Genomic DNA, 26,957 nt, shown 5'->3' with positions numbered 1-26,957 from the left:
TTGTCAGCCTGACAGCAGCCGATACTATTGGGAAATGAAATATTACTCTGCCAGGTAGTGAAAAAATGAATCGTCAGCCGATGTTTACCCCGCAGCAGTTGCTCAGTTTTGTGGCCGTGTGCGAAACCACCAGCTTTACCCGGGCGGCCGACCGGGTGCACCTGTCGCAGTCCACCGTCAGCCAGCAGGTGCGGCGCCTTGAGGAGATGGTGGAAAAGGCGCTGCTGGTTCGCTCCTCGCATCAGGTGCAGATCACCGAAGAGGGCGAGAAACTTTTAGGTTATGCGCGACGGATTATTGCGCTGAACGGAGAAGCCCACGATGTCCTGAGCGATCAGTGGCGCGACGGCGTGCTGCGGCTGGGAGTGCCGGAAGATTTTGCCGCCCCCACCGCCGGTCTGCTGGCGCACTTCAGTCGCGCCCACCCTCAGCTGCGGCTGGATGTGATGAGCGGCATGCAGGTGGAGCTGAGGCGCGCCTGGCAGCGTGAAGAGCTGGATATCATGCTGATTAAGCAGCCCTATGGCGATCGTCCGCTGGCATCGCGGCCGGAACCGCTGCTGTGGCTCGACAGCGCAGAGTGGCCCTGCTTCGAACAGACGCCGGTGCCGCTGGTGCTGTTTCCCCAGCAGGGGCTTTATCGCGATGAGGTGTGTCAGACGCTCGATGCGCTGGGCCGAAGCTGGCGCATCAGTTACAGCAGCGCCAGTCTGGTGGCGCTGGCCGCCGCCAGTGCGCAGGGGCTGGGGCTGACGTTGCTGCCCGCCAGCTGTCGCCTGCCCGGACATCGGGTGCTGGGCCGAGAGCAGGGGCTGCCGGTGATTGATACTTTTGAACTGGCGCTGTTCTGCCGTCATCCACAGGATCCGTTGCAGCGTGCGCTGGCGGAATCACTGGCGGCGTTCGGTCAGCTGCGCTGGCAGTGAGATATCGAATAGTCACCAGTGAGAAATAGCGCAGCAGGGTAAGCCCGCCTTTGTCAGATTAACGGTCTGTTCCCCTGACTGGAGTTTTTATGCCTGTTTCCTCTTCATCGAGCCGCCGTGACTTTCTCGGACAGGGTGTCCGCTGGACCGCCGCAGGCGGCCTGCTCGCTGCGGGTCTCGGCCCGGCCAGTGCCGCAACGACCTCCGCTCCCTCCGTCTCCCACCCTGACATCCCCGCCCTGCTGCCTCAGCAGGATCACTATCTGCTGCGCAATGTGCGGCTGGAGGAGGGATTTATTCGCGAGGAGGATGAGATCGTCGCCACCCGCACCGGCCGTTACGATATCAGCGTGCGCGACGGCAGTATCGAACGGCTGACGCCCGCCGGTCAGGGCGACACGACTCTGCCGTCATGGGATGCGCAGGATGCACTGCTGCTGCCCGCCACCCGGGATATGCACATCCATCTTGATAAGACCTTTTACGGCGGCCCGTGGCAGGCGCCCCGTCCCCGTCAGGGCAAAACCATCATGGATATGATAGCCCGCGAGCAGGTACTGATTCCGCAACTGCTGCCGCACTCACAGGCGCGCGCCGAAGCGTTAATCGCCCTGCTGAACGCCAAAGGCACCACCCGCGCCCGCAGCCACTGCAATATCGATCCGGTCAGTGGCCTGCAGAGTCTGGAACATCTGCAGGCGGCGCTGGCGCGGCACCCCGCCTTTCACTGCGAGATCGTGGCGTTTCCACAGCACGGCCTGCTGCACTCGCAGGTCGATGGCCTGATGCGTGAGGCGATGCAGCACGGCGTCGCAAAGGTGGGCGGGCTGGACCCCACCAGCGTGGATGGCGCGATGGAGAAGTCACTGGATGCGATGTTCCGGATTGCACTCGATTATCAGCGCGGCGTTGACATCCATCTGCATGAAACGTCCCCGGCTGGCGTAGCCGCGATCCAGTACATGATCGATACCGTCGCCAGGAACCCGGCGCTGAAAGGCAATGTGACGCTGAGCCACGGTTTTGCGCTGGCGACGCTGGAGAGGAGCGCTCTGAACACAATGATTGAAGGGCTGGCAGAGCAGCAGTTCAGCGTGGCCTCAACGCTTCCCCTCGGCAAACTGACCATGCCGATTCCGCAGCTGCAGGCGGCGGGCGTAAAAGTCATGACCGGCACCGACAGCGTTATCGATCACTGGTCACCCTTTGGCACCGGCAGCATGCTGGAAAAAGCGAATCTCTATGCCCAGCTCTATCGCGGATCGGATGAGTTTTCGCTGTCGCGGGCGCTGGGGATTGCCACAGACGATCGGCTCCCGCTTTCGGCTCAGGGTGAGAGACAGTGGCCGCAACCGGGCGATGAGGCGAGCATGATGCTGGTAGCCGCCAGCTGCTCCGCCGAAGCCGTGGCACGCATTTCACCGGTAGTCGCGACCTTCTCGCGCGGTAAACCCGTGTTTGCGCTGTCATCGGCCTGAAATCGCAGGGCGGATGGTGGGCGTTTAGCCTGCTTAGTCATAGCGGAGAGAACGAGCCTGCTCAGGGAACAGGGTCAGATCGGAAAGTCGCTCAGGCCATCCATGGCCGCTCGGCCCGCGCCGTCCCTGGCGCGGGACGCTTTCCTCTTCTGACCCTGTTCCCTGCGCCTTATACTTCATCATTGCAGCCACAATCATCCTGCCTGTGATCTTGCCGTCAATGTCAGTAACTGATGCGTCTGCCGGACATAAAGCGAAGGGAGCATACGCCTGTAGCAAAGCATAGCGGGCCAGGGATGGCCCGCGCTGAGCCTGCCAGGGATGGCGGTTTTGCGTCTTTGCGGAGGGCGTATGCTCCCTGAAGCCTGCTCTGCGGCTGACACCTACCTGCGCAGGGTTAACCAGCGGCAGCTTCACTACCCAAAACTCTTCCCTGATACGCCCCAGAAACGACAGAGCCTCCACAGGGGAGGCTCTGCATTTACCTGAGCGGAGTGCGTGTTACGCGCTTTTGGCCCATTGTTGATTCGACATTAATTCCATTGCCAGCGCGTATAAGCGACGATCTTCCTGATCACAGGGCTCATCTTCCGCATAACACCCGATCATCGAAGCGATCTTATCCGCTGATAAGCTCTCTCCATGAACGTGAAGTGTCAGTACGGCGCGGCCTACTATTTTAAGCACATTTTCATGTGGTCCCTGGATGCTATTACTCAATGCAAATACCCTCTACCGGTCGTTGTACCAGGAATATGGCGCGCTAAATATAAAGCAATTAGCTCAGGATTTTTATCGGCACCAGGAGTGATATTTTTTAATGATTAATTCTATTACTGGAGTCGTGACAAAGGATTTATCTGATTAACAATGAAATAAATTTTTAAAAACGGCAGCTTATAAACCTATGACTGGCCTCATGAAATACCCTTTTTTGATTAGTCGCGTTCGGCACCGGCCAATTAATTAAAAAAAACCACCATTTTCAGGCAAACTTCAGTCTATTCCTAAGCGATACGGCAGGGATAGATTCAACCTGCTAACCATCGAGGTTCCCGTTGCCGTCTGGCGTGCTTTCTGCCAGACTTGCCCCGCAATCATGCCCTACACTTTCAGCCTCAGAGGCCGCGCCCGTGACCGCTTTTTCTACCCTCAATTCGCTTCCCGACAGCCAGCTCGATAACCTGCGCGAGATGGGCTACACCAGCATGACGCCGGTCCAGGCCGCCACGCTGCCCGCCATTCTGCAGGGACGCGACGTGCGCGCGCAGGCAAAAACCGGCAGCGGTAAAACGGCTGCGTTTGGTATCGGCTTACTGCACCATATCGACAGCACCCGCTTTCAGACTCAGGCCCTGATCCTCTGTCCGACCCGTGAACTGGCGGATCAGGTAGGCAACGTGCTGCGCCAGCTGGCACGCTTCACCCGCAACATCAAAGTCCTCACCCTGTGTGGCGGACAGCCGATGAGCGCACAGCGCGACTCCCTGGTGCATCCGCCGCATATCGTGGTTGGCACGCCAGGCCGTATCCTCGACCACATCCATCGTGAAAACCTCAAGCTCGACCAGCTCAATACGCTGGTGCTTGATGAAGCAGATCGGATGCTGGAAATGGGCTTCCTGAATGATATGGAAACGATCATTGAAGCCACCCCCGCGTCACGCCAGACCCTGCTCTTCTCCGCGACCTGGCCTGACGGCATCACGGCTATCAGCATCCGCTTCCAGCGCGACGCGCTCAGCGTGGTGACGGAAGATGTCAGCGAACTGCCCGCTATTGACCAGCAGTTCTTTGAAGCGAGCCACAATGAAAAACTGGGCTTACTGATTGCCCTGCTCAGCGATCATCAGCCTGCTTCCTGTGTGGTCTTCTGTAACACCAAACGTGAATGCGACGATGTTGCCGCGGCGCTCAACGCACGCGACATCAGCGCCCTGCCGCTGCATGGCGATCTCGAACAGCGCGACCGCGAACGCGTCCTGATCCGCTTCGCTAACGGCAGCGGCCGCGTCCTGGTCGCCACCGACGTCGCCGCACGCGGACTCGACATCAAATCACTGGCGATGGTCGTCAACTATCAGCTCGCCTGGGACCCTGAAGTCCACCTGCATCGCATCGGGCGCACGGCACGCGCCGGTGAGCATGGCGTTGCGGTCAGCCTGGTGGCACCCGATGAGATGGCTCGCGCCCATGCGCTGGAAGATTTCCTGCAGCAGAAACTGCCGTGGATCGCGGCCAGCACGCTGAAAAAAGGCAGCAGCAAACCGCTGCCTGCGGCCATGATGACGCTCTGCATTGATGGCGGTCGTAAAGCCAAGATTCGTCCGGGCGACATTCTGGGGGCACTGACCGGTGAGGCGGGGTATCGCGCGGAGCAGATTGGGAAGATTGTGCTGACGCCGACCCATGCCTATGTGGCCATTGAAGCCAGTCAGGCAAAAGGCGCGCTGGTGAAACTCAAGCAGGGCAAAATCAAAGGCAAAACCTGTCGGGCGATTCTGCTGAAGGATTGAAAAAACGGGCGAGAATAACCTCGCCCGTTTTTATTACGGCTCTTCGATTTGGGTCACGTGCAGCGTGGTCTTATCCCCTTTCCCCTGCACCTTGCCGCTGACCCGCACTTTGTCTTCCGCAGTGTAGGTCTTACCATCAAAGGTTTTCTTCGGCGCGATAATCGGTAACGTCCCGGTGTTGTCGCGGAACTGATAACGTTCACCCTGCTCTTTCTTCACGATGTAGCCTTCCAGCGTCACGTAACCGCCCTGACGGAAGTCGCGGATCTGATCGATATGCGTCTGACCGGTATCCTCAGAGCCTTTATAGCCCGCATCCTGCTTATGCTGTGGCGGTGGCGTTTCGCCCGCTTTGTATCCACCCTCTTCCGCTGCAACGCCCGCGCTCACCATCACCAGCAATGACGCTAAAATCACTTTTTTCATTTCACACTCCTTTATTGGAAAGGTGTCCATGTTGAACCTTCAGGGTTAAGCCTGGCACATTAATTGGCGATCGTTTTATTTCACCCTTCTCTTCTCACCTTTTTCCGTTTGCTGCCGATAACCTTTACACACCCTATTTCACCAGCTGCGTTAACGCAGAGGCAACCATGGATAATTTTCAAAAAGAGATTGATGAAAGAGCGAACCTCGCGTTATCGAACAAGTTTGAGCTGCTGCTTTTTCGCTTAGGTTCCGATCAGCTGAAAGGCAAGTCCGAGCTGTTTGGCATTAACGTCTTCAAGCTGCGTGAAATTGTGCCGATGCCGGCCATCACCAAAGCCGCTGGCATGCGGTCACCGCTGCTGGGGATGGCGAGCATTCGGGGTCAGTTCATTCCGGTCATCGACCTGCCTGCCGTGGCCGGTTGTGTGCCGGAAACCGGCCTTAACCTGCTGCTGGTGACCGAGTATGCCCGCAACACTCAGGCGTTTGCCGTTGAGTCCGTTGAGAACATCGTGCGTCTCGACTGGAGCCAGGTTCACACCGCGGAAGCGGGTATCGGCGGTCGCAACATCACCAGTATCGCCTGTCTGGACAGTGACAAGCAGAGCAATGAGCTGGCGATGGTGCTGGACGTTGAGCAAATCCTGTATGACATCATTCCGTCGGTGCGCGGCGTTGAGCCGGAAGCGGCGCGACCACGCACGTTCAACTATCGCCCCGGCGCCGTTGCGATTGTGGCAGAGGATTCCAAAGTGGCGCGTCAGCTGCTGGAACAGGGCCTGAAAAGTATGGGCATCCCGGCGCTGATGTATAACACCGGCCTGGAAGCCTGGGAAAAAATTAAGCAGATGAGCCAGGAAGCGCAGGCAGCAGGCGAGTCGATCCATGACAAAATTGCTCTGGTGCTGACCGATCTGGAGATGCCGGAAATGGATGGCTTTACGCTGACCCGCAACATCAAGCGTGACCCGATTCTGAAATATCTGCCGGTGGTGATTCACTCCTCCCTCTCCGGCAGCGCCAACGAAGATCACGTGCGCAAAGTCGGTGCCGATGGCTACGTGGCGAAGTTTGAGCTGAACGAACTGTCAGACGTGATTTTCAACGTTCTCGACGCGGCCCGCTAAGCGAATGCGGGCACATTCGCCCGCGTTTACGGCTCACCTGACAAGGAACCGACTATGCACATTGAAACCTTACCCGTTACCCCTGCTCGCCAGAAGCTGCTGCGTGGCCGTTTACGCCAGCTGGCATGGATTACCGCCGTTACCCTGAGCCTCGCATTCTGGGCTGGCCTCTACTTTTTGATTTTCTGACGTTTAAGCCATTGCTTAAACCGGGCTGTCAGCGTTTCTGCTGACAGCCTTTTTTTTTGTCTTAATTTCGCCGCTCAATCATTGTTCATTTTTTCTGATGCTTAGACCCAATTATTTATTCACGCAACGTTATTACTTAAAAAATATTAAAGGTACACCTGCGCACTCCGATAACTGTATGCGCGAGACCCCCTTTTTGTCTGCGGTCCTGGCCTCAGGCATCAGCAAGGCACTGCGCACAACGGCAAGGCACCTGATTGTTGATAACTCATTGATTAATATTAAGACGGGAAGAGATTATGTTCATTATCAGTAATATGAAGGTGGGAATACGGCTCGCTGCAGCCTTTGGTATTATTGTCACGCTACTGATCGTCATCGGCGTAACCTCGATAACGAGGATTAACAGTATTAATACGGCGATCGCCTCGATCGTTGACGATCGTTATGTAAAGGTCCGGCTGGCCTTTGATGTGCGCGACGGCGTTAACGATCAGATTAAATATCTGCGCGGCATGGTGATCGACACGCTGCACCCGGAAAAGAATGCGAAACGCTTTGGTCAGCTGGAAGAGGCGACACAACGCACAAACAACGCCATGAAAAAGATCGAGGCCATTCAGGTCACGCCGGTGGGTAAGAAAAAGATCGCCGGTCTTCTCGCGTCATCGCTGGCCTTCGAAAAGGTGAAAGCCGAGCTGATGGCACTGGTACAGGCGGGTAATTTTGATGCTGCCAGCACCTATGTGCTGCAATCCATGACCGCCACACAGAATAAATTCCTGCAGGACGCCATCAATTTTGCTAACTCCCAGGACTCGCAGCTGCGCAGTGAGGGTCAGGGCATTATGGATAATGGCCAGTCGGCTATTACGGTCACGCTGATTTTCTCCGCCCTGGCGATTCTGGCTTCCATTGTGCTGGGCTACTTCCTGACCCGCTCTATTGTGCGTCCGCTGGTGGCGGCGGTTGACGTGGCTGAACGTGTTGCCGCAGGCGATCTGAGTTCGCAGATGCAGGTCACCTCGCGTGATGAGACCGGCATTCTGATGCAGGCGCTGCAGCGAATGAACGACAACCTGCTCTCTATTGTGACCGAAGTGCGCACCGGCTCCGACACGATCGCGGTGGCCTCGAATCAGATCTCCAGCGGCAACCTCGATCTCTCTACCCGTACCGAACAGCAGGCCAGCTCGCTGGAGGAGACCGCATCGGCCATGGAGCAGATGACTTCGACGGTGAAGCACAACGCCGATAATGCGCGTGAAGCCAATCATCTGGTGTCGGCAACCTCCAGCGTGGCGCGTGAAGGCGGCGTGGTGATGGAGCAGGTGATTGAGAAAATGGAAGCGATCGCCCTCTCCTCACGGAAAATTGTCGATATCATCAGCGTTATCGACTCCATCGCTTTCCAGACGAACATTCTCTCTCTGAACGCGGCGGTTGAAGCGGCACGTGCGGGCGAACAGGGTCGCGGTTTTGCGGTGGTTGCGACGGAAGTGCGCAATCTGGCGCAGCGTTCAGCGTCAGCGGCAAAAGAGATCAAAGTGCTGATTGAGGACTCTGTCGCGAAAGTCGATGAGGGCAGCAAGCTGGTCACGCATGCGGGTTCTACCATCGGGGAGGTGGTGAACAGCGTGCAGAGCGTGGCGAACATCATGAGCGAAATCACTATCGCCAGCAGCGAACAGAGCAGCGGCATCAGTGAAATCAACCAGGCGATTACCCAGATGGAAGCGGTGACCCAGCAGAACGCCGCGCTGGTACAGGAAGCCTCAGCCGCGTCTCAGGCGCTGCAGGATCAGGCAGAGCGGATGGCACAGGCCATGAGCGTGTTTAACACCGGTAAACTCTCCCTGCAGCCGGTACTGCGTTAACGCCCGAAGCGGCCTGCTGCGGCGGGCCTGTTTCCGGGTCGGGCAACAGCAGAGACAAAAAAGGCTGCCAGAGGCAGCCTTTTATTACTGTAAATGCAACAACGCTATATGGCTCACTAGCCTGTCAGAGTGCGCGAGGCTGGCTCTGAATCGCAATCTTTGCCGTGTTCACCTGAACAACAACAGATTTGCAGAAAATGCATTTCGCTCCATGCGGGTTGGCTCTTGTGACATCAAAATGTGATGTACGAAACTGTGAGCCATGACAGTGTGGACATTTAAAAGTAATTTTCAGTCCTTAGAGACCAACAACGTTCGCAGCAGCTGGGCCTTTGGCGCCATTTTCTACTGTGAATTCAACTTGCTGACCTTCGTCTAATGAACGGAAATCGGTGCCCTGGATTGCAGAGAAGTGTACGAATACATCTTTGCTGCCGTCCTGAGGAGAGATGAAACCGAAGCCTTTCTCTGCGTTAAACCATTTAACGGTACCGCGAATTTTGTTAGACATGCTTAAATCCTTAATATATCGAGCCTTCCGGCGTAATGGCCTGAGAACAGATTTTAATCAGAATGTAAGAGAAGACTCAAAAAGAAGGGATGTCTCGCGACAGACTTAGAGATGAGAACTGCTTTGGTTACTTACTTTGATAGTGTCTGTTAATCAAACCGACGATTCATTAAGCCACACTTAACCAGGTGGCGCAAGCCGCAATTGAAATTAATCTCAAATTGTGCGGCCGCCCGTTTCAACGGGCCGGCATGCGGGGAAACGTCTCAGCAATGCGTCCCGCATGCCACTCTTCTGCTCTGTCTGCCAGCCTGACTCAGGGTGTCAGATCGCCATTCAGCTCGCTCAGCAGTCTGTTGCGCATCCCACCCTCATCAGTGGGATCGAGGTTCAGCCAGGTCAGCGTCTGACGCCGGCTTTTCTCATCATAATCGGAGTAGACGCCATGAATATCGCCCTTCTCCGGCGAGTAGAGGATGGCAATCGTCTGCGCCGGGCAGTTGTGTGGCTTACATCCCGACAGCGCCTGATACTTCACCCCCTTAATGGTGACCTCCGTGGCCGGGGTACTGGTGCCGCCCTGCTTAACCCATGCCGGAAAAGCGTGTCCCGCGATGAGCTTGTGATACGCCTGGCCGGTCTGTTTGTTCTGGATAAAATCAAACAGATACACTGGGGCCGCGGCACTCGCGAACAGCGGAACGGCAGCCAGCACCGCCGCGATAACACCTCTTTTCATCCTCTTTTTCTCCTCATATCTGGGTTTTATCTGCGCTGACCATGACCTTATCGGTTTTACCGCGCGCTGTCAGTATCGCCGGGGTGCCGTTACGGTTTCTGACGGCCGATCAAAAAAAGGGCGAGGCCGGAGCCTCGCCCAAAACATGCCGATCATCAATCGTAGTAAGGGACCTTGCGGTCAACGCCGTTGATATTGATCAGCACAAACCCCGTTGGCGCGGTCTTGTTGGCGGGTGTTCCCGCTGCGGTAGCGAGTGTAACCACGCCTTTTTCGTTGGCCCCGATGCCCGCCAGTCCGTTGTGCATGCCGAAGCGTGCCGCGGGTTTCAGAGAGCCGACTTTGGTGACGTCTGTCACCACGGACATGTCGGACTGGAACAGCGAGCAGGAGCCGGTGTCGAAACGGGTCGGCCCGGTGGTCTTCAGGTTGAACATCGTCTCGCCGCTGTTGGCTTTCAGCTTGACCCAGATAACGGCATAGGTGGTCCCCACCCGGCCATAGCGGATGTCCAGCACCGACGGCTGCCCCATGTGGTACGCATCGGCCCAGACCGTCTCCAGACGCTGCAGGTTGATCAGCGTCTTACCCGTACCGACGACGTTAACCGGCGAACCGGCGGTGCCGGAGGGCGTGGTGGCGTCCGCTTTCCCGATTAACTCCATCACCCACTGCTGGTTAGGCGCCGGGAAATAGAGCTGACCCAGCCGATACCAGTTATCGGTGTCGGTGTTGTTCACCACTTTATAGCCGCTGTAATAGCCAGCACGCAGCGAACCGGTCAGGAAGGAGCCGTAGTTTTCATCCCGACGATAGCCATATTCAAAGGTCGACAGCCACTTATTGCCGGCCACGTCATTGGTGATTTTCGCCCCGGCCTGCAGGTTGATATGACGCATCAGGACGCGGGCATTGTTGAGATTGAGCGGCGTGCCGCAATCTTCAATGTTGAGCGTATCGATGGTCCAGCCGCCGTCCGACAGATCCCCCGGGTTAGTGGTGTGCTCAATCCAGACGTTGCGCATGATCCCCTGGGTCACGCGCGGCATATAGAGCGTGGCGTCACCATAGCCTGACTGGAAGTTGGCGTTGCACAACTCAATCGCAGTTGAGTGGTCCCAGTTCCCCTTCGGTGTGTTTGACCAGCCAACATCAAACACGCGTGAGAAGGTGCTTGAGCTGTAGACCTGATCAAACTTACTGTCGAGCGTATCCTGCAGCTTAAAGACGGTCCCGCCGGTGCTTTGCGCCTTGAAGCAGTAGATATTGACGATCTGGCCGCCCACAATCGTGTTTTCAAAGAACGGCTGAACGTTGCTGCACTGCTCTGGCGTGACGGTGACTTTGGCAGTGGTGTCGACGGTTCCGGCATTAGCCTGTCCATGCCAGCAGATGCCTTTGATGACGATCCGGCGCGCATTAACCTTAAACACCGTATTGGCGCTTTTGTCGGAAATGATGGTGGTACGCGGTGACGATCCGAGATCGCTGTCATCACCCTGGATACCAAAAAACGCCGTCTCCGTCGCGCTGAGATCGATGGGTGAAATCAGGAAGCGGCCACCCGGAAAACGCACCGGCAGCGATTTCACGTAGGTGTTATAGCTCTGAGTCCATGCCAGCATCCGCATAAAGGCGTCGGTATCATCGGTAACACCATCCCCTTTCGCGCCGAAGTGCAGGATATTCACTTCAGTGGGATCGTTGATGGTGCGCTTCCAGTAGAAACCGTTACCCACCGCCACCGTACCCCCATCATCCTTCAGCGGGGTGGTGCTGAGGAAGCCGACAAAATCAGCGCCGCCACGGAAGCTGGAATCTTTGTCGTAATAACGTTTCAGGCTCGCCACTTCACCTGATTTTGGTGGGACTGTGGTACGCAGTTCAGCAAAAGAGTTAACTTCGATCATAGAATCCTCCTCAGGATTATTGGGATATCGCGCTGACCATCAGCGCACTACTTCGCCGCAGCCGGATGGCCGCAAAGGGTGTCCCACATGTCGTTGTGGGTGTTGATGGCGCGCACCGTACGAACGTCCATTTTTTGCGCGTCATCGCCGTAGGTATAAAGAGGGGAAAAAAGAACGCAGGCAGAGTCGGTGATCGCCACCGGCTCAGGGTTTGTGGTATTTCGACTGCTGCAGCTTGTCGCGAGCAGCAGCGTCATCAAGGCTGTGGTTATCAGTCGCCACACGGTTAGCCTCCTCGCGGTTATGTTGTTGCTGTTGCGCCACCGCAGTCACGCGGGCCGCCTCCTGTTGCGCGTTATCGACGTCGTTCCGCGCTTTTTGCTGCACTTTGCCCACTTTCCTGCCGCCAAAATAAGTGGCCCCCAGGGCCGCAATAACGGCGGCCAGCGCGGCAAGCCAATGCCAGCCGCCGCCCAGTAATGTTGTAATCAGCGTCATGGCTGCGTTCCTCCGGCCTTCTGCTTCTCGTTCAGCAGGTTTTTCTGACGAACAAACTGGGCGATGACGCCCATCGCCACCATGAAGGCGCCGACCAGCCCCAGATAGTTGTGCGGCAGAATCGTTTTGACGTCCTCCGGCAGCACGCTCCAGGCATCAATGGCGGCAGAAGGAAAGGATTGCGCCCAGGCGCTGAGCATCGATCCCAGCGACGCCAGCCAGACTGACCAGGTTCTGAAGAGCAGGCGGGCGTGCGAGACAAACTGGAGAGTGGTGAAACGCTGCAACAGCAGCAGGATGATGATCGCCGTCAGCACGGCGACCAGAAACATGAGCCATCTCATAGCAACCCCCTGTAAACCGCATAGGTTCCGCTGCGCATCATCTCGGCGTGACGTCTGGCCCGGCCCGGTGTCTGACGGGCCCACAGGCTGTTCATCATCGCGTCCGCCGCCTCATCAAACTTCTCAGCCACAATGGCGCTGAGCATGTTTTTAAACTGCATGACCCCGTCGACGCCCAGCTGATACGCCATGCTCAGCAACACATCGGTGCGGGCGTCATTGCACTTTGCCAGCGCGTTACGCAGCAGTTCCCGGCTCTGCATCTCCTGAATTTTGTTTTCGAGAATGCACTGCTTCCAGACATCCCCGACGCGCCGTGGCACCCGGAACGCATAGTTGTTCAGCGAGGCGCCCTTGGGTCCGATGCGGATGCCACCGGCCACCGTGGGGAACCCCAGCGTGTCGAGGTAAGGCGCGTCGACATACCCTTCTTCAAAGTTCAGTACTGCGATTATCTGGCTCATAACGACTCCTCAATGACGGGTTAAACCCATTCAGCCCTGTGAACAGAAATACATAACGCCCACTGATCATTACCCTGTCCGGCGCAGCAGAATGCCCTGCTCACCCTGCAGCAAAACTGAACAGTAATTCAGCAGATTACGCCCAGCGAAAGCTGGAGAACGCATAGCGTTATCCGGAACGAAAAGGTGTGTTTTTTTGCGCTTCAGCTCACGGCGTAGAGATGGACGTGAGGCAGACAGCAGTTGTCGAAAGCGGGAGTCTCTTTGCTGATGATGCGGGGTGCAGTAATCGCGCGATCCACGCGCGGGATAACCTGACGCTGGCAGATTTGTTCTGCGCGCCGCAGGGCAGGTGTTTCAGCTGGAGAGTTCAGGGCCTGGTCAATACTCTGTTTCAGGCTGCTGAGAGGTTGGCGCCGCCGATGGCGACGAGTACGTGCGTTGCCCACAAAAACGCTTTTGCCATAGTGAATTATCGCCATAACTCCTCCTGTGAATGAGTCTTTGGCGATGGGGTGGCAGGCGCGAGCTTTCGGCGAACCGAACGGGCCCGAATGTCGCGATTCACGATCGCACGCTCGCCCCCCGGCTGCGTGAGCAGCCAGGTGGAAAGTAAGCGAAGGGGAAATAAACGGCATCTGACGACGCTGCATTTTGCGCATCCACCCCATCCCAAAGTTCACTGACTTTTGGGTGGTATGATTCGCGCTTGTGCAGCGCCTCAATTGTTTAAGAGCGGCTCATCCCTGAAAGAACGGCGTTGTTCATCCATATCCAAATTATTAACAGGTTCTTATGCATTATCAAACACTGTTGGTTAATTTTTTATTTACCGCTGGTTAAATTTATGAATTTATGCCGATTATTTTTTTGCGGCCCGCCTGAGAAACGCCATAAAGGCGGGCTCAGCCGAGGATTTGATACTGTCGCGCCTGGCTCATGATCACTTTTGCCAAAACCTTCAGGCTGGTGACGTCATCATGATTGAGATACCAGGTCTCATAACGTTTATTGTCTGATATTACAGCAATTTTCTTATGCTGAAGTTGCAGACGCTTGAGGTAGAGCTGCTCGTCAAGGGTAAAGATGTAGATGCCGTCGCCATCAAACATCCGCACGCTGATATCGACAAACAGCTGATCGCGCGGCGCAAAGGTGTCCGCCATTGAGTCGCTGTTAATCGCGATTAACCGGATGTTTTCCGCCGGGCGACCGTTGAACAGCACCCGCGCCTCATCCGGACCATATTCAATCGCCTGGATGGTTTCGACAAACTCGTCCCGCGCGGGCAGGCCCGCCGCGCTACGCTGACCAATGTCCAGACTGTCCACCCGGAACACATTTTTCCGGGCGGCAAACGTGTTCAGCGTCACCGGCTCTGCGGGTTGATCCATCCCATATTGCAGCCACTCCACCCGGACGCCCAGCAGCTCGCTGAGCGCCAGTAAGTTGCCATCATCAGGCACTGACTGCGCGTTAAACCACTTCCACACTCCCGGCGTTGAAATTTTACAGCCCTGCTTCTGCAGGGCGCTGGCAACCTGTTTGTTCCGTCCATGTCCGGCAATGCCGGCACTCTCACAGGCCGCTATCAGCCTGGCGGTGAAAGCTTGTTTTGTACTTTCTTTTTTAACCATTAGTTAATAATCAGCCATAGAAGAGATACTGGATGTTATTTTCATTATTGCTACCAGTTCATTTTATATTACCGCTCGTTTACTACCTAACCGCTTTATCAAGCGTTCCTGATTATCATTATCCGCCTCAGCCTGCGACGGGACAAAAAATATTGCCTCAGGCCGCATAGCGCCTTGTGTTTCAGGAATGTTCCGTAAGAAATTGCGTGAAATTCAGCCAGCAATCTGGCCTGCGATAAGGTGACCGGAACGGAATTGAAACTGAAGCGCAGAAAATCCTATCTTTCACTGGCCCGAAAAAGAGACGCTAAAAAAAACGGGAGCCTGTGAAAGACTCCCGTTTTGTTAAAAATTATCGCAATTATGAGCGGAGCGTATCGTCGCCCCAGGCTATCCATTTATAGGTGGTCAGCGCCTCTAATCCCATCGGACCGCGCGCATGCAGTTTCTGTGTACTCACCGCCACTTCAGCCCCCAGACCGAACTGCCCGCCATCGGTGAAGCGGGTGCTGGCGTTGACATAGACGGCTGACGAGTCAACCTGGCGTACAAAGCGCATCGCCTTGCGGGTGTCGCGGGTCAGAATGGCATCCGAGTGCTGCGTGCCGTGCGTGCGGATGTGATCAATCGCCTCGTCCATATTTGCCACTAACCGGACGTTGAGATCCAGCGACAGCCACTCGTCGTCATACTGCTGCGGATTGACCAGCGAGACCGATGCCGGCCCCTGCTGCAGCTGCGCCAGCACGTTGCTGTCAGCATGCAGCGCGATCGCCTCCTGCGCCATACGCGCGCTGAAAGCGGGCAGGAAACGATCGGCCATAGCCTGATCCACCAGCAGAGTCTCCAGCGAGTTACAGGCGCTGGGACGCTGTTTCTTGGCGTTAACGATCAGATCAAGCGCCGGTTCGATCGCCATCGTCTCATCAATGTAGATATGGCAGACGCCAATGCCGCCGGTGATCACCGGAATGGTGGAGTTTTCCCGGCACAGCTTGTGCAGGCCGGCTCCGCCGCGCGGGATCAGCATATCGACGTAGCGATCCAGCTTCAGCAGCTGATTCACCAGTTCACGATCGGGGTTCTCAATGGCCTGGACAATTGCCGCCGGTAGTCCGTGCTGTTGCAGCGCCTTCTGGATCACCCGCACGGTGGCCGCATTGGTGCGCCAGGTCTCTTTTCCGCCGCGCAGAATCGCGGCGTTACCGGTTTTCAGGCAGAGGCTGGCAACATCCACGGTGACGTTTGGCCGCGCCTCATAAATCACGGCCACCACACCCAGCGGTACACGACGACGTTCGATGCGCAACCCGCTGTCGAGCTGCCCGCCATCAATGAGCTGGCCAACCGGATCGGCGAGCTGGCAGACTTTGCGCACATCGCTGGCCATGCTGCTCAGCCGCTCCGGATTGAGCGTCAGCCGATCCATCAGCGCGGCGCTCATGCCATTCTGACGCGCATCGGCTAAGTCCAGCGCGTTAGCCGCCAGAATCTCAGCGCTTTCCGCCTCCAGATAGTCGGCAATGGTCATCAGCACCTGGTTCTTTTCCGCCGTCGACAGATCGGCCACGGTATACGCTGCGGCACGCGCCGCTTTTCCCATCTCTTCAAGCATTGTCCGCTCCTTAACTGACGATCATGTCGTCGCGGTGAACCGCCACCGGGCCATATTCATAACCCAGAATGTCGCTGATCTGCTGGCTGTGATGCCCGGCGATCATCCGCATTGCGTCGCTGTTGTAGCGTGAAACCCCATGGGCGATGTCCCTGCCCTGCAGGCTGCGAATGCGGATCACTTCACCGCGCGAGAAATTTCCCTGAATGGCGCGGATCCCTTTCGGCAGCAGCGAGCTGCCGCGTTCGATAATGGCCGCCAGCGCACCATCATCGACGGTCAGCTCACCGGCCGGGGGTGCCCCGAAAATCCAGCGCTTGCGGTTTTCCAGCGGCGATTGCTGCGCATGGAAGCGCGTGCCCACCGGTTTCCCCTCAATCACATCGCTGATCACGCCGGTGCGGCTGCCTGACGCGATGATAACGTCGATGCCGGCGCGGCAGGCCACATCCGCGGCCTGAAGCTTGGTTGACATTCCGCCGGTGCCCAGCCCGGAGACGCTGCCGCCCGCTAAGGAACGTAACGCGTCATCAATCACATGGACATCACTGATCAGCTCAGCGTCGGGATTATTGCGCGGATCGGCGGTGAACAGTCCCTGCTGATCGGTCAGCAGCAGCAGCTTGTCGGCCCCGCCAAGCATCGCCGCCAGCGCCGAGAGGTTGTCGTTGTCACCCACTTTGATTTCCGCGGTGGCGACGGCGTCGTTCTCGTTGATGACCGGCACAATGTGGTTGTCCAGCAGCGCACGCAGCGTGTCGCGGGCATTAAGGAAGCGTTCGCGATCTTCCATGTCGGCGCGGGTCAGAAGCATCTGGCCGATATGGATACCGTAGATAGAGAAAAGCTGTTCCCACAGCTGAATCAGACGGCTCTGCCCCACCGCAGCCAGCAGCTGCTTTGAGGCGATGGTCGGCGGCAGTTCGGGGTAGCCCAGATGTTCGCGTCCGGCGGCCATTGCGCCGGAGGTGACGATCACAATGCGGTGGCCTGCGGCGTGCTGCTGCGCACACTGCCGAACCAGTTCCACCATGTGCGCCCGATTTAACCGGCGCGATCCGCCGGTAAGAACGCTGGTACCCAACTTGACCACTAAGGTCTGACTGCCACTCATATTTCCTGCCGTAGTGAAAAATTTTTACGAAAGGACGTTTTAACAGGAGTCGATAAGGAAGCCAACAGCCAGCGGGGGAAAAGCACGAAATTACGCGGACAAGGGCGTAGACCAAAAGTTCACCGTTAACAAGAAATCAGGAAAAGCGTCATAAAAAGTTCATCTCTGACGGGTAAAAAGTCGGTGCTTTACAAAAACTTTCATTTTTTTACGGCGTTCACACGGCGCTCACATTGGGATTGATAGCAAATGAAGAAAAGCACACTGGCCATGCTCCTCTCTACGCTGATGCTGGCTTCTGCCGCGCAGGCTGCCGAAATCTATAACAAAGATGGCAACAAGCTGGACTTATACGGCAAAGTGAAAGCGGAACATTACTTCAGCGATAACGCCAGCGCAGATGGTGACAAGTCCTATACCCGTATCGGCTTTAAAGGTCAGACACAGATCAACGACCTGATGACCGGTTATGGTCAGTGGGAATATCAGTACAACGTCAATAACTCCGAAGGCAGCGACGCCAACAATGGCAACAAAACCCGCCTCGGTTTTGCCGGTCTGAAATTTTCGCAGTACGGTTCAGTGGACTATGGCCGCAACTACGGTGTGCTGTATGACGTTGAGGCCTGGACCGACGTATTCCCGGAATTTGGCGGTGACGGCACGGCGCGTTCAGATAACTTCATGACTCAGCGCGCCACCGGCGTCGCCACTTACCGTAACAACAACTTCTTTGGTCTGGTGGATGGACTGAAATTTGCGCTGCAGTATCAGGGCAAAAACGACGCCACCAGCGCCAACAGCCGCACCGATATTAACCGTCAGAACGGCGACGGTTACGGCGCCTCACTGGGCTATGCGCTGGGTGATAGCGGCGTGAGCCTGATGAGTGCCATCACCTCCTCTGACCGTACTAACCAGCAGCAGGCGCGCGCCTATGGCGGCGGTGACCGTGCCGACTCCTGGGGCGCAGGTGTGAAGTATGATGCCAACAGCGTCTACCTGGCGGCGATCTACACCGACACCCGCAACATGACGCCAATTAGTGGCACCAACCGCAACACTGGTGCCTCCGTTGCGGGCGCAGCCAACAAAGCGCAGAACATCGAACTGGTGGCGCAGTATCAGTTCGATTTCGGCCTGCGTCCGTCTATTGGCTATGTGCAGACCAAAGGCAAAGATATCGAAAACGGTATCGGCGATGTGGATCTGGTGAAATATATCGACGTCGGTGCGGCCTATTACTTCAACAAAAATATGTCGGCCTTCGTGGATTACAAAATCAACCAGCTGGATGATGACAACGCGCTGTCGCTCAACAACGATGACATCGTTGCGGTGGGGATGACTTACCAGTTCTGATGTGGCGGTTGCGGCACGCCGGTCACAGCATAAAAAAGGGCGGGTTTTCACTCGCCCTTTTGTTGTTAATCAATCTGACTCAGGCTGCGGTGAGATCGAGCCCGCTCAGGGAACCGGGTCAGAACGGAAAGTCGCTTAAGCCAATCCCTGGCCGCTCGGCCCGCGCCGTCCCTGGCGCGGGACGCTTTCCTTTTCTGACCCGGTTCCCTGCGCATCAGGTTTCGTTATCGCGGCCAGTTTCACTCTGCTTCATGCTTCTCAGCACGCTGACGACGAGGTCAGGCCGCCCTTTTCCGCTGACTCAGGCGCTCAGCTTCACCGGTTTCTCATCGAAGTCGCTGGCCGGAATAAGGTCCAGATCTAACTCCTTCAGCATCGCCTTCAGACGGGTATGGAAGTTACGTAAGGTCTCCTCCACGCGCGCCGTGTTCTCTTTGCCCTTGATGGTTGCCACCGACCAGTCACCCTCTTTATCGAACAGGCCGATGTGGTAGACATAGGTAAAGTGGTCAGCCTGCGCTTCCAGTTCCATCCACCAGCCCCAGAACTCACGCAGTTCCGGTGCGGGTTTCACATTAACGCAGGCAGCCAGGCAGTCGAAGAAGAAACGGGTTTCGCCACATTTCCCATCGCGAATATAAGGTCCAAGCTCGGTAAAACGCTTAAGCAGGCGACTGCGGGGATGACCACTTGGTAACGTCATGCTGATTCTCCATTGGTTTTGACCGCTATACAGCCCTGATTTCCGGGCAGCCCGGAAAAATTCCGCTACTAGTTGTAGCAAACAGTGAAAATTTTGCCAGTTACCTTTTTAAACGCTTCTCCAGCCAGTCGCAAATCTCATTCAGCGCTTTGTCGAAACTGGCCATCACCGGCTTCACCGGAATCAGCAGGGCTTTCCCGTCCGATGAGGAACGGGCGATCAGCCTGCTCTCCTCCTCCGGGCTGAAGAGGTCGTTTTGCCAGTAGCCCGAAAGCATCGGCGTGGGCGTGCGACGTCCCAGCAGTCCCTGAGTTTTCAGCGAATAGCGATTGAGTTCGGTGCGCAGTGCGCTGTCAGAGGCGGTGGCCATGCCGAGACGGCTCGCCAGCATGTCCATGTACATATCCGGGATCTTATCCTGCAGCGCCGTCTGCGTCAGCAGCGCGTGTACAATCGGCCCCAGACAGGCAACGCCCCGCAGCCGCTGCGATTCAAGGTAGGCCAGCCGAACGGCCACGTTGGCACCAAAGCGGTAACCAAACGCCGCCACACGCGTATGATCGACCCAGGGCACATTGGTCAGCTCACGCAGCACCTGCTGATGCAGGAAGCTGGTGTCCTGATTCAGCGTCCATTTCACCGAGTTACCCACGGACGGCACATCAATGGTCAGCATCGCGATGCCGCGAGGCGCCAGATAATCATGGAAAAGACGGTAGTGATCGCTCTGTAACGAGTCGAGCGCGCCGCAGAACAGCACGGTGGGATAAGGGGCTTCGACGCCGGGCGGCATGTGCAGAAAGCCGGTGACCGGGCTTCCGCCCGCGATGGCGAAGGTCAGGGTCTTCAGTTCACCGGGCAGGCGCTGCGTCGCCTCTTCATAGGCGCGATTGGCCAGCGTCTGTGCCTGATCGGCCAGCTCATCCCCTTTTATGTAGGGATAGGCGGCGACGCTGTAAAGGTGCGCCGCATGCAGCCAGAAGTCGCCTGCCTCACTGTCGTCGCCAGATTCCAGCGCCTTCTGCTGCCAGATCCCCGCCTGTCTGCACCACTCGAAATGCCAGTTGCCGCTGCGAAAACCGATCACCGTATCGAGCAGCGTCTCATCGGTATGCTCGACCTTGCTGATGGCGATACGGGCCAGCACTTCGCTGATCTCCTGCGGCGTCAGGCCGCGCCAGGTCCACATCAGCTTATTCAGCATCCGATACCAGCCCCGCTGGCTCTCTCCGTCCAGCGTGGAGTGCACATCCGGGGTGGCATGATGCTGACGACGCACCAGGGAAGAGGTTTCAGGATGTTTGAAGCGGGGTTTGAACAGCTCCTCGCTAAGGTTTTTGCTCGTCATTCTCACTTCTCCTGCAACAGAAACGGCGATGGCTAAGTGTACTGTACGGCAATTCGGGGTGCGAGGCTCAGAAAGCACAACGCCCGGAAAACCGGGCGTTGTGACGTGAGGATGGCGTAATCAGCTTTTTACAATCGGCGGGATGTAGACCACGCCCATATCCCACGGCTGCTCGATCCAGGTATCCTGCGGGATATCGACGATGTAATCGTCAACCAGCGAGCGACCGGCCGGTTTTGCGAAAATGGTGCAGAAACGCGCTTTCGGGTACATCTCACGAATCGCCTGCGCCGTTCCGCCGGTGTCCACCAGGTCATCGATCACGATGAAGCCTTCACCGTCGCCTTCTGCGCGCTTCAGCACTTTCATTTCACGCTGATGATCGTGGTCATAGCTGGAGATGCAGACGGTATCGACATAGCGGATACCCAGTTCACGTGCCAGCAGCGAAGCCGGTACCAGACCGCCACGGCTCACCGCGATGATGCCTTTCCACTGTTCAACAGGCAGCAGACGCTGGGCGAGTTTACGGGCATGAATCTGAAGCATGTCCCAGGTGACGACGTATTTTTCGCTCATAGAATAGAAATCCCAGCCAACCGAAATGGCTTAAAAATGTGCAACGGGGAAAAGGTTGCGCGAGATTATAAGGAGTTGACGCGCTAAAAACCAGCACCCGCGCGCTGGTTGCGGCTTTTTAGCGCGTCCGGGAGCGCACCCGGTGAAAAACAGTGATATTCTCGGGCCTGGCTCGTCAGATTCTCTGACGGCGATTTTTCACTGGAAACTCGCGATGTCCGGCCTCGCCGGTACACTGACACAGGAGACCTGTCGTGTCTGAATTGTCTCAACTCTCTCCACAGCCGCTGTGGGATATTTTCGCTAAGATCTGCTCTATTCCTCACCCCTCTTTTCATGAAGAAGCGCTGGCGAGCTACATTACCGGCTGGGCTAAAGAGCAGGGCTTCTGGTGTGAGCGCGATCAGGTCGGCAACATCCTGATTCGCAAGCCCGCCACCGCTGGCATGGAAAACCGGACCCCGGTCGCGCTGCAGGCGCACCTCGATATGGTGCCGCAGAAGAATAACGACACCGTGCATGACTTTACCAAAGACCCGATTCAGCCGTGGATTGATGGCGAGTGGGTCAAAGCGCGCGGCACGACGCTGGGTGCCGATAACGGCATCGGTATGGCCTCGGCGCTGGCGGTACTGGCTGACAACAGCCTGACCCATGGCCCGCTGGAAGTGCTGCTGACCATGACCGAAGAGACCGGCATGGATGGCGCATTCGGTCTTCAGCCCAACTGGCTGCAGGCCGAAATCCTGATCAACACCGACTCTGAAGAGGAAGGTGAGATCTACATGGGCTGCGCGGGCGGGATCGACTTCGTCTCCTCCCTGCCGCTGACCCGTGAGGCCGTGCCTGCTGAGTTCCAGACCCTGAAGCTGACGCTGAAAGGGCTGCGTGGCGGTCACTCCGGCGCCGATATTCACATGGGCCTCGGCAACGCCAACAAGCTGCTGGCGCGCTTCCTGGCGGCCCACGCGGCTGAACTGGATCTGCGTCTGCTGACCTTCACCGGCGGCACACTGCGTAACGCCATTCCGCGTGAAGCCTTTGCGACCGTTGCGGTTGAAAGCCACAAAGCGGATGCGCTGAAATCGGCGGCGGCGCAGTTCCTGAGCGCCATCCAGAACGAGCACGGTATCAAAGAGCCGAATATTGCCCTGGTCACCGAGCCACTGGCGCATCAGGGTGCCGCCCTGAGCGCTGACAGCCGCGACCGCTTCCTGAACCTGCTGAACAGCACGCCAAACGGCGTCATCCGCAATTCAGACGTGGCGAAAGGCGTGGTTGAAACGTCACTCAATATCGGTGTGGTGACGATGGAAGAGGATCACGCCGAGATCAACTGCCTGATCCGCTCGCTGATCGACACGGGCCGCGATTATGTGGTGCAGATGCTGACATCACTGGGCCAGCTGGCCGGTGCGCAGACCAAAGCGAAAGGCGGCTACCCTGGCTGGCAGCCGGATGCGGACTCCGCCATCATGGCGCTGACCCGTCAGACCTACATCGCCCTGTTCGACAAGACGCCGAACATTCAGGTGATCCACGCCGGTCTGGAGTGTGGTCTGTTCAAGAAGCCTTACCCGAACATGGATATGGTGTCGATTGGGCCGACCATCACCGGGCCGCACTCGCCTGATGAGCAGGTGCATATTGAAAGCGTTGGCCTTTACTGGAAACTGCTGACCACCCTGCTGAATGTGGTGCCAGAAAAGTAATCCGGTCGTCAGAAAAATGAACCAGGCTCCGGCCTGGTTTTTTTATGCCTGCCACTTTCCCCCAGCATAATTCGCTGCCTTCTTTTCGTTTTCCCCCGCTATTCCGCCACGTTCCCGCGCTTCGCTGGTTATAGCCGCCATTATGTCCGGATGTCTGGATGGCTAATAAGATTTCGTGCTAGCTTATGCGCTTTCGGCTGTTGCCGCGCCTGAAGGTTCAGGAAAAAATGCGGCCACTCATTCTTCAGGAGAGTCATCACATGCCAGGGTTAAACTGCCTTGAGATGCGTAACATCTCCATCGCTTTTGGCGGGTTTGCCGCGCTATCGTCGGTGGATTTCCGCAGTGAAGGCCATTCGGTTCATGCGCTCACCGGTGCGAACGGAGCGGGCAAATCCACGCTGATGGCGATCCTGTCCGGCGCGCACAGCCACTACAGCGGCGAGATCCTGCTTGATGGCCAGCCGGTCTCCATTCGCACACCGCGCGAGGCTAAGCAGCTGGGCATTCATCTGGTTCAGCAGGAAGTGGATGTGGCGCTGGTGCCGCAGCTCAGCGTGGCGGAAAACATCCTGCTGGACCGACTGGCCGAGCCGGGTCACCGCTATCGCTGGGGAGAGATCCGCCGTCAGGCGCGGGCGCTGCTGGCTCAGCTCGATGTGGCGCTGGATGTTAACCGGCTGGTGGAGCGCTGCACGCTGGCGGAAAAGCAGCAGATTCTGTTAGCACGGGCGCTGTCGCACCACTGCCGCTTCCTGATACTGGACGAACCCACCGCCCCGCTGGACCAGCATGAAAGTGAGCGACTGTTTGCCGTGGTGCGTCGCCTGCAGGCCAGCGGCATCGGCGTGGTCTTTATCTCTCACCGCATCCATGAACTGAAAGCCATCTGTGATCGTCTGACGGTGCTGCGCGACGGCCGCCTGATTGAAACCGGCCCGATGGCCGCGCTGAGCGCAGAGCAGATTGTTGAGAAGATGCTGGGTCATCAGCTGACCGACATCTTCCCGCCGCGTCGTCCACAGCAGGCGCAGCCGCTGCTGCTGGCGGTAGAGGGACTTCACGATGCGCAGCGGCTGCAGGCTATCTCGCTGCGCCTGCATAAAGGGGAGATTCTGGGCATTGCCGGCCTGGCCGGCGCGGGGAAAACCGAACTCTGCAAAGCCCTGTTCGGCGCCACACAAAGTCGCGTCAGCCGGGGTGAACTGCACGGTCAGCCGTGGCAGCCCCGCTCGCCGCACGATTCGGTCAGCCGTCGCATGGCGCTGGTGCCGGAGGAGCGGCGCAAAGAGGGGATCTTTATTGATGAGTCGGTCGCGATGAACCTCAGCGTCAGCGCGGATGACAGCTTTTCGCGCTGGAGCCTGTTTGGTCATCGCCAGGCGTGGCGCTGGGCCGAGCAGATTATCCGGCAGCTGCAGGTGCGCACCACCGGTCCGGCTCAGACGCTGCGCCGCCTGTCGGGCGGCAATCAGCAGAAAGTGGCGATCGGTAAATGGCTGCGCAATAACGCCGACGTGCTGATTTTCGATGAGCCGACCAAAGGCGTCGATATCAAAGCCAAAACCGAACTGTTTACCCTCATCGACAGCCTGGCGCGGGAAGGGAAAGGGATTATCTACGCGTCGGGTGAATTTTCTGAACTGGTCGGCTTATGCGACCGGATTTGCGTGCTCTGGGATGGACGCATTGTGGCTGAACTGGCTGCAGACGACGTCACCGAAGAGACGCTTTTGCTCTATTCCACCGGAGGAACCCCTGCGTGAGCAGCAAAGAGACCCATCTTAAACTGACCGCCACCCCGTGGCATCACCAGCTATTCGACTTTCTCTATAAATGGGGCATGCTGCTCACGGTGGTGATCCTGATCGCCGCTTTTGGGCTGGCTTCCGACAGCTTCCTTGAACCCAATAACATCATCAACATTCTGCGTTCGATTGCGATTGTGACGGTCATTGCCGTTGGCGTCTCCATTTCCCTGACCGTCGGCGGCTTTGATCTGTCGGTCGGCTCGACCGCCTCGCTGGCTAACGCGCTGGTGATTTCGCTGTTTGTCTGGTACGGCTTTGGCACTACCACCGCGATTCTGATCACCCTGGCGCTCTGCACGCTGGTCGGGCTGTTCAACGCCTTCCTGATTGTGATCCTGCGCATCCCCGACATGCTGGCGACGCTGGCGACCCTGTTCGTGATTCAGGGTGTGGCGATGACCTACAGCTTCGGCGGGTCGATCACCGAGAACATGGTGCTGCCGAGCGGTGATATGGCGGAAGGCACCATTCCGGCGGCGTTTGGCCTGCTCGGTCAGGTGCCGACCATTGTCATCATCATGCTGGTGGTGACCGTCGCGGCACAGCTGGCGCTCTCCCTGACCAAACATGGTCGCCGGATGTATGCGCTGGGCGGCAATCCGGAAGCGGCGCGCCTCTCCGGCATCCGCACCACCCGCTACCGGGTACTGGCTTACGTCATCGCCTCCCTGCTGGCGGGCCTGGGCGGCATTCTGCTCGCCTCGCGCATCGGTTCATCCCAGGTCAATGCCGGCAGCGGCTACCTGATGGATGCGGTCGCGGCGGCGTGGATAGGCTTCTCACTGGCGGGCTCCGGCAAGCCGAATGCGCTCGGCACACTGGTCGGCGCGGTGATCCTGGGCGTGCTGCAGAACGGTCTGGTCATGCTCTCTGTGCCCTACTACGCCATGGACATCATCAAAGGGCTGGTGCTGGCTTTAGCACTGGCGATCACCTATATCCAGCGCCGCTGAGGCGCGTCTACCGGAGTTGATAACAATGCAAAAAATAACGCTCTCGCTGCTGGCCCTGAGCCTGCTGAACGCCAGCGCCGCCTTCGCGGAGACCGTCACGCCGGTGCCTGCGGCCATCGCGGGTCATGACGGCCCTATCCGCATTGCGGTGATCCGCAATCTCGGCTCCGATGACAACACCACCCAGTTTGTTGCCGGTGCTATTCAGCAGGGTCGCCAGCTTGGCTTTAAGGTCAGCACCTTCCTCAGCAACGGTGACGACGCGCGCTTTCAGGACTTCGTTAATCAGGCGATCAGCCAGAAGTATGACGGCATCGTGCTGTCGCACGGTAAGGCGCCCTACGCCAGCGGGCTGGTGAAGCGGATTGCCGATGCGGGCATCAAACTGTCGGTGTTTGATACCCCGGTGGAAAGCCCGATTCCCGGCGTCACCGTTACCGCTCAGGATGATGCCTCGCTGGCGCAGCTGTCGCTGGGCCAGCTGATCAACGATTTCCACGGCAAGGCGAATATCGTCAAGCTGTGGGTCGCCGGTTTCCCGCCGATGGAGCGTCGTCAGGTGGTGTATGAAAAACTGCTGAAAGAGAATCCGGGCATTCATCAGCTGGAGTCGATTGGGGCCGTTTCAACTGACGTGCAGGGCGACACCGCCAACAAGATTGGTGCGATTCTGGCGAAATACCCGAAAGGGAAAATCGACGCGATCTGGGGAGCCTGGGATGCGTTCAGCCAGGGGGCTTACAAGGCGCTGCAGGAGAATGGCCGGACCGAGATCAAGCTCTATAGCATCGATGTCTCGAACCAGGATTTGCAGCTGATGCGTGAGAAAAACAGCCCGTGGGTGCAGACGGTGGCGGTCGATCCTAAAACCATTGGCGCGGTCAATATGCGGCTGGTGGCGAAGAAGATTGCCGGTGAAGAGACACCGGCGACGTATCAGTTTAAAGCGGCGTCAATCTCTCAGCAGCAGCTGAACAGCCAGCCTGGCGCGGTGAACGTCGCCTCGCTGAACAAAATCATTCCGGGCTGGGGCAGCAATGAGGATTTTGTCGCGCCGTGGTTCGCCACCCTGGCCGCGAAATATAAGAAGTAATCTGGCGTCAGCCCTGCCGGCG

At 57.4% G+C, this 26,957-nt stretch carries 26 protein-coding genes; 11 read left to right on the top strand and 15 right to left on the bottom strand.

Translation table 11 applies throughout. The features are described from left to right. Positions 1-65: 65 nt before the first annotated feature. The 3 genes from CKF42_RS09330 to dbpA all read left to right on the top strand — a co-directional run bounded on the left by CKF42_RS09330 (position 66) and on the right by dbpA (position 4,920). The gene (locus CKF42_RS09330) at positions 66-926 is read left to right on the top strand and encodes a LysR substrate-binding domain-containing protein (RefSeq protein WP_111208039.1); all 861 of its coding nucleotides are present in this window, start codon (positions 66-68) and stop codon (positions 924-926) included. 89 nt (positions 927-1,015) lie between these two features. Next, complete coding sequence (locus tag CKF42_RS09325; RefSeq protein ID WP_111208038.1) at positions 1,016-2,404, top strand: amidohydrolase; 1,389 nt, start codon at positions 1,016-1,018, stop codon at positions 2,402-2,404. A 1,133-nt stretch (positions 2,405-3,537) separates the two neighbouring features. Next, complete coding sequence (gene dbpA / locus CKF42_RS09310) at positions 3,538-4,920, top strand: ATP-dependent RNA helicase DbpA (RefSeq protein ID WP_111208036.1); 1,383 nt, start codon at positions 3,538-3,540, stop codon at positions 4,918-4,920. Between the two features lie 33 nt (positions 4,921-4,953). Here the strand turns inward: dbpA and CKF42_RS09305 are convergent, their stop codons facing one another. Further along, positions 4,954-5,346, bottom strand: coding sequence for a YgiW/YdeI family stress tolerance OB fold protein (locus CKF42_RS09305; protein WP_009091859.1), 393 nt, complete (start codon positions 5,344-5,346; stop codon positions 4,954-4,956). A 167-nt stretch (positions 5,347-5,513) separates the two neighbouring features. Here CKF42_RS09305 and CKF42_RS09300 point away from each other — a divergent pair, with 167 nt between their 5' ends. From CKF42_RS09300 to CKF42_RS09295, 3 genes are all read left to right on the top strand, one after another. Beyond that, a complete protein-coding gene (locus CKF42_RS09300) occupies positions 5,514-6,476 on the top strand; it encodes a chemotaxis protein (RefSeq protein ID WP_111208035.1) in 963 nt (320 codons plus the stop codon). A 54-nt stretch (positions 6,477-6,530) separates the two neighbouring features. Next, positions 6,531-6,665, top strand: coding sequence for a hypothetical protein (locus CKF42_RS21440; RefSeq protein WP_255348909.1), 135 nt, complete (start codon positions 6,531-6,533; stop codon positions 6,663-6,665). A gap of 299 nt (positions 6,666-6,964) precedes the next feature. After that, entirely contained in the window at positions 6,965-8,542 is a 1,578-nt protein-coding gene (locus CKF42_RS09295) for a methyl-accepting chemotaxis protein (protein WP_111208034.1), read from the top strand. Between the two features lie 124 nt (positions 8,543-8,666). Here CKF42_RS09295 and CKF42_RS21320 read toward each other — a convergent pair whose 3' ends face one another. The 11 genes from CKF42_RS21320 to proB all read right to left on the bottom strand — a co-directional run bounded on the left by CKF42_RS21320 (position 8,667) and on the right by proB (position 17,374). Continuing rightward, positions 8,667-8,837 (bottom strand): cold-shock protein, encoded by a 171-nt coding sequence (locus CKF42_RS21320; RefSeq protein ID WP_111208045.1) that lies wholly within the window; start codon positions 8,835-8,837, stop codon positions 8,667-8,669. A gap of 3 nt (positions 8,838-8,840) precedes the next feature. Next, positions 8,841-9,053, bottom strand: coding sequence for an RNA chaperone/antiterminator CspA (gene cspA, locus CKF42_RS09285; protein ID WP_009091867.1), 213 nt, complete (start codon positions 9,051-9,053; stop codon positions 8,841-8,843). 316 nt (positions 9,054-9,369) lie between these two features. Then, positions 9,370-9,792 carry an Ivy family c-type lysozyme inhibitor gene (locus CKF42_RS09280; protein WP_111208033.1) on the bottom strand — a complete coding sequence of 141 codons (423 nt, stop codon included), beginning with the start codon at positions 9,790-9,792 and terminating at the stop codon, positions 9,370-9,372. A gap of 155 nt (positions 9,793-9,947) precedes the next feature. Beyond that, the gene (locus CKF42_RS09275) at positions 9,948-11,702 is read right to left on the bottom strand and encodes a glycosyl hydrolase family 28-related protein (protein ID WP_046101314.1); all 1,755 of its coding nucleotides are present in this window, start codon (positions 11,700-11,702) and stop codon (positions 9,948-9,950) included. A gap of 204 nt (positions 11,703-11,906) precedes the next feature. Then, positions 11,907-12,200, bottom strand: coding sequence for a hypothetical protein (locus tag CKF42_RS09270; RefSeq protein WP_009091873.1), 294 nt, complete (start codon positions 12,198-12,200; stop codon positions 11,907-11,909). Beyond that, positions 12,197-12,544, bottom strand: a complete 348-nt coding sequence (locus tag CKF42_RS09265; RefSeq protein WP_111208032.1) for a hypothetical protein — start codon at positions 12,542-12,544, stop codon at positions 12,197-12,199. Before CKF42_RS09265 ends, CKF42_RS09270 begins: the two co-directional genes overlap by 4 nt. Continuing rightward, positions 12,541-13,008 (bottom strand): glycoside hydrolase family protein, encoded by a 468-nt coding sequence (locus CKF42_RS09260; RefSeq protein ID WP_009091877.1) that lies wholly within the window; start codon positions 13,006-13,008, stop codon positions 12,541-12,543. The genes CKF42_RS09265 and CKF42_RS09260 overlap by 4 nt, the downstream gene beginning before the upstream one ends. Positions 13,009-13,211: 203 nt before the next feature. After that, the gene (locus CKF42_RS09255) at positions 13,212-13,490 is read right to left on the bottom strand and encodes a hypothetical protein (RefSeq protein ID WP_058956390.1); all 279 of its coding nucleotides are present in this window, start codon (positions 13,488-13,490) and stop codon (positions 13,212-13,214) included. Between the two features lie 423 nt (positions 13,491-13,913). Further along, the gene (locus tag CKF42_RS09250; protein WP_009091882.1) at positions 13,914-14,645 is read right to left on the bottom strand and encodes a S24 family peptidase; all 732 of its coding nucleotides are present in this window, start codon (positions 14,643-14,645) and stop codon (positions 13,914-13,916) included. Positions 14,646-15,006: 361 nt separating this feature from the next. Next, positions 15,007-16,260, bottom strand: coding sequence for a glutamate-5-semialdehyde dehydrogenase (gene proA / locus CKF42_RS09245; RefSeq protein WP_111208031.1), 1,254 nt, complete (start codon positions 16,258-16,260; stop codon positions 15,007-15,009). A 10-nt stretch (positions 16,261-16,270) separates the two neighbouring features. Next, entirely contained in the window at positions 16,271-17,374 is a 1,104-nt protein-coding gene (gene proB, locus CKF42_RS09240) for a glutamate 5-kinase (protein ID WP_009091886.1), read from the bottom strand. A gap of 249 nt (positions 17,375-17,623) precedes the next feature. Here proB and ompC point away from each other — a divergent pair, with 249 nt between their 5' ends. Beyond that, complete coding sequence (gene ompC, locus CKF42_RS09235) at positions 17,624-18,736, top strand: porin OmpC (protein ID WP_111208030.1); 1,113 nt, start codon at positions 17,624-17,626, stop codon at positions 18,734-18,736. Between the two features lie 301 nt (positions 18,737-19,037). On the opposite strand, the gene crl is transcribed toward ompC, so the two are convergent. The 3 genes from crl to gpt form a co-directional block, all read right to left on the bottom strand. Further along, positions 19,038-19,439 (bottom strand): sigma factor-binding protein Crl, encoded by a 402-nt coding sequence (crl, locus tag CKF42_RS09230; protein WP_009091890.1) that lies wholly within the window; start codon positions 19,437-19,439, stop codon positions 19,038-19,040. Between the two features lie 100 nt (positions 19,440-19,539). After that, positions 19,540-20,787, bottom strand: a complete 1,248-nt coding sequence (gene frsA / locus CKF42_RS09225; protein WP_111208029.1) for an esterase FrsA — start codon at positions 20,785-20,787, stop codon at positions 19,540-19,542. 120 nt (positions 20,788-20,907) lie between these two features. Further along, entirely contained in the window at positions 20,908-21,366 is a 459-nt protein-coding gene (gene gpt, locus CKF42_RS09220) for a xanthine phosphoribosyltransferase (RefSeq protein WP_009091894.1), read from the bottom strand. 254 nt (positions 21,367-21,620) lie between these two features. Between gpt and pepD the strand changes: the two genes are divergently transcribed. From pepD to CKF42_RS09200, 4 genes are all read left to right on the top strand, one after another. Beyond that, a complete protein-coding gene (gene pepD, locus CKF42_RS09215) occupies positions 21,621-23,078 on the top strand; it encodes a beta-Ala-His dipeptidase (protein WP_009091896.1) in 1,458 nt (485 codons plus the stop codon). A gap of 260 nt (positions 23,079-23,338) precedes the next feature. Beyond that, positions 23,339-24,844, top strand: coding sequence for a sugar ABC transporter ATP-binding protein (locus CKF42_RS09210; protein ID WP_111208044.1), 1,506 nt, complete (start codon positions 23,339-23,341; stop codon positions 24,842-24,844). Further along, positions 24,841-25,842 carry an ABC transporter permease gene (locus tag CKF42_RS09205; protein ID WP_009091899.1) on the top strand — a complete coding sequence of 334 codons (1,002 nt, stop codon included), beginning with the start codon at positions 24,841-24,843 and terminating at the stop codon, positions 25,840-25,842. Before CKF42_RS09210 ends, CKF42_RS09205 begins: the two co-directional genes overlap by 4 nt. A 25-nt stretch (positions 25,843-25,867) precedes the next feature. Beyond that, positions 25,868-26,935, top strand: a complete 1,068-nt coding sequence (locus CKF42_RS09200; RefSeq protein ID WP_046101305.1) for a sugar ABC transporter substrate-binding protein — start codon at positions 25,868-25,870, stop codon at positions 26,933-26,935. Positions 26,936-26,957: the final 22 nt, after the last annotated feature.

Origin of the sequence: Pantoea sp. ARC270, assembly GCF_003236725.1 — a bacterium.
Classification (GTDB): Bacteria; Pseudomonadota; Gammaproteobacteria; order Enterobacterales; family Enterobacteriaceae; genus Pantoea; species Pantoea anthophila.
The sequence above is the reverse complement of the archived record's forward strand: the minus strand, read 5'-3'. Positions and strand labels throughout refer to the sequence as shown.

What these genes read in the sequence shown, in the direction of transcription:
- CKF42_RS09300 (WP_111208035.1), top strand. Translation starts at nt 5,514, where the DNA reads ATGGATAATTTTCAAAAAGAGATTGATGAAAGAGCGAACCTCGCGTTA.
- frsA (WP_111208029.1), bottom strand. Translation starts at nt 20,787, where the DNA reads ATGACGAGCAAAAACCTTAGCGAGGAGCTGTTCAAACCCCGCTTCAAA.
- CKF42_RS09255 (WP_058956390.1), bottom strand. Translation starts at nt 13,490, where the DNA reads ATGGCGATAATTCACTATGGCAAAAGCGTTTTTGTGGGCAACGCACGT.
- crl (WP_009091890.1), bottom strand. Translation starts at nt 19,439, where the DNA reads ATGACGTTACCAAGTGGTCATCCCCGCAGTCGCCTGCTTAAGCGTTTT.
- cspA (WP_009091867.1), bottom strand. Translation starts at nt 9,053, where the DNA reads ATGTCTAACAAAATTCGCGGTACCGTTAAATGGTTTAACGCAGAGAAA.
- CKF42_RS09330 (WP_111208039.1), top strand. Translation starts at nt 66, where the DNA reads ATGAATCGTCAGCCGATGTTTACCCCGCAGCAGTTGCTCAGTTTTGTG.
- CKF42_RS09325 (WP_111208038.1), top strand. Translation starts at nt 1,016, where the DNA reads ATGCCTGTTTCCTCTTCATCGAGCCGCCGTGACTTTCTCGGACAGGGT.
- proB (WP_009091886.1), bottom strand. Translation starts at nt 17,374, where the DNA reads ATGAGTGGCAGTCAGACCTTAGTGGTCAAGTTGGGTACCAGCGTTCTT.
- ompC (WP_111208030.1), top strand. Translation starts at nt 17,624, where the DNA reads ATGAAGAAAAGCACACTGGCCATGCTCCTCTCTACGCTGATGCTGGCT.
- CKF42_RS09270 (WP_009091873.1), bottom strand. Translation starts at nt 12,200, where the DNA reads ATGACGCTGATTACAACATTACTGGGCGGCGGCTGGCATTGGCTTGCC.
- CKF42_RS09280 (WP_111208033.1), bottom strand. Translation starts at nt 9,792, where the DNA reads ATGAAAAGAGGTGTTATCGCGGCGGTGCTGGCTGCCGTTCCGCTGTTC.
- CKF42_RS09250 (WP_009091882.1), bottom strand. Translation starts at nt 14,645, where the DNA reads ATGGTTAAAAAAGAAAGTACAAAACAAGCTTTCACCGCCAGGCTGATA.
- CKF42_RS09210 (WP_111208044.1), top strand. Translation starts at nt 23,339, where the DNA reads ATGCCAGGGTTAAACTGCCTTGAGATGCGTAACATCTCCATCGCTTTT.
- proA (WP_111208031.1), bottom strand. Translation starts at nt 16,260, where the DNA reads ATGCTTGAAGAGATGGGAAAAGCGGCGCGTGCCGCAGCGTATACCGTG.
- CKF42_RS09265 (WP_111208032.1), bottom strand. Translation starts at nt 12,544, where the DNA reads ATGAGATGGCTCATGTTTCTGGTCGCCGTGCTGACGGCGATCATCATC.
- CKF42_RS09275 (WP_046101314.1), bottom strand. Translation starts at nt 11,702, where the DNA reads ATGATCGAAGTTAACTCTTTTGCTGAACTGCGTACCACAGTCCCACCA.
- CKF42_RS09305 (WP_009091859.1), bottom strand. Translation starts at nt 5,346, where the DNA reads ATGAAAAAAGTGATTTTAGCGTCATTGCTGGTGATGGTGAGCGCGGGC.
- CKF42_RS21440 (WP_255348909.1), top strand. Translation starts at nt 6,531, where the DNA reads ATGCACATTGAAACCTTACCCGTTACCCCTGCTCGCCAGAAGCTGCTG.
- CKF42_RS09260 (WP_009091877.1), bottom strand. Translation starts at nt 13,008, where the DNA reads ATGAGCCAGATAATCGCAGTACTGAACTTTGAAGAAGGGTATGTCGAC.
- CKF42_RS09200 (WP_046101305.1), top strand. Translation starts at nt 25,868, where the DNA reads ATGCAAAAAATAACGCTCTCGCTGCTGGCCCTGAGCCTGCTGAACGCC.
- gpt (WP_009091894.1), bottom strand. Translation starts at nt 21,366, where the DNA reads ATGAGCGAAAAATACGTCGTCACCTGGGACATGCTTCAGATTCATGCC.
- CKF42_RS09295 (WP_111208034.1), top strand. Translation starts at nt 6,965, where the DNA reads ATGTTCATTATCAGTAATATGAAGGTGGGAATACGGCTCGCTGCAGCC.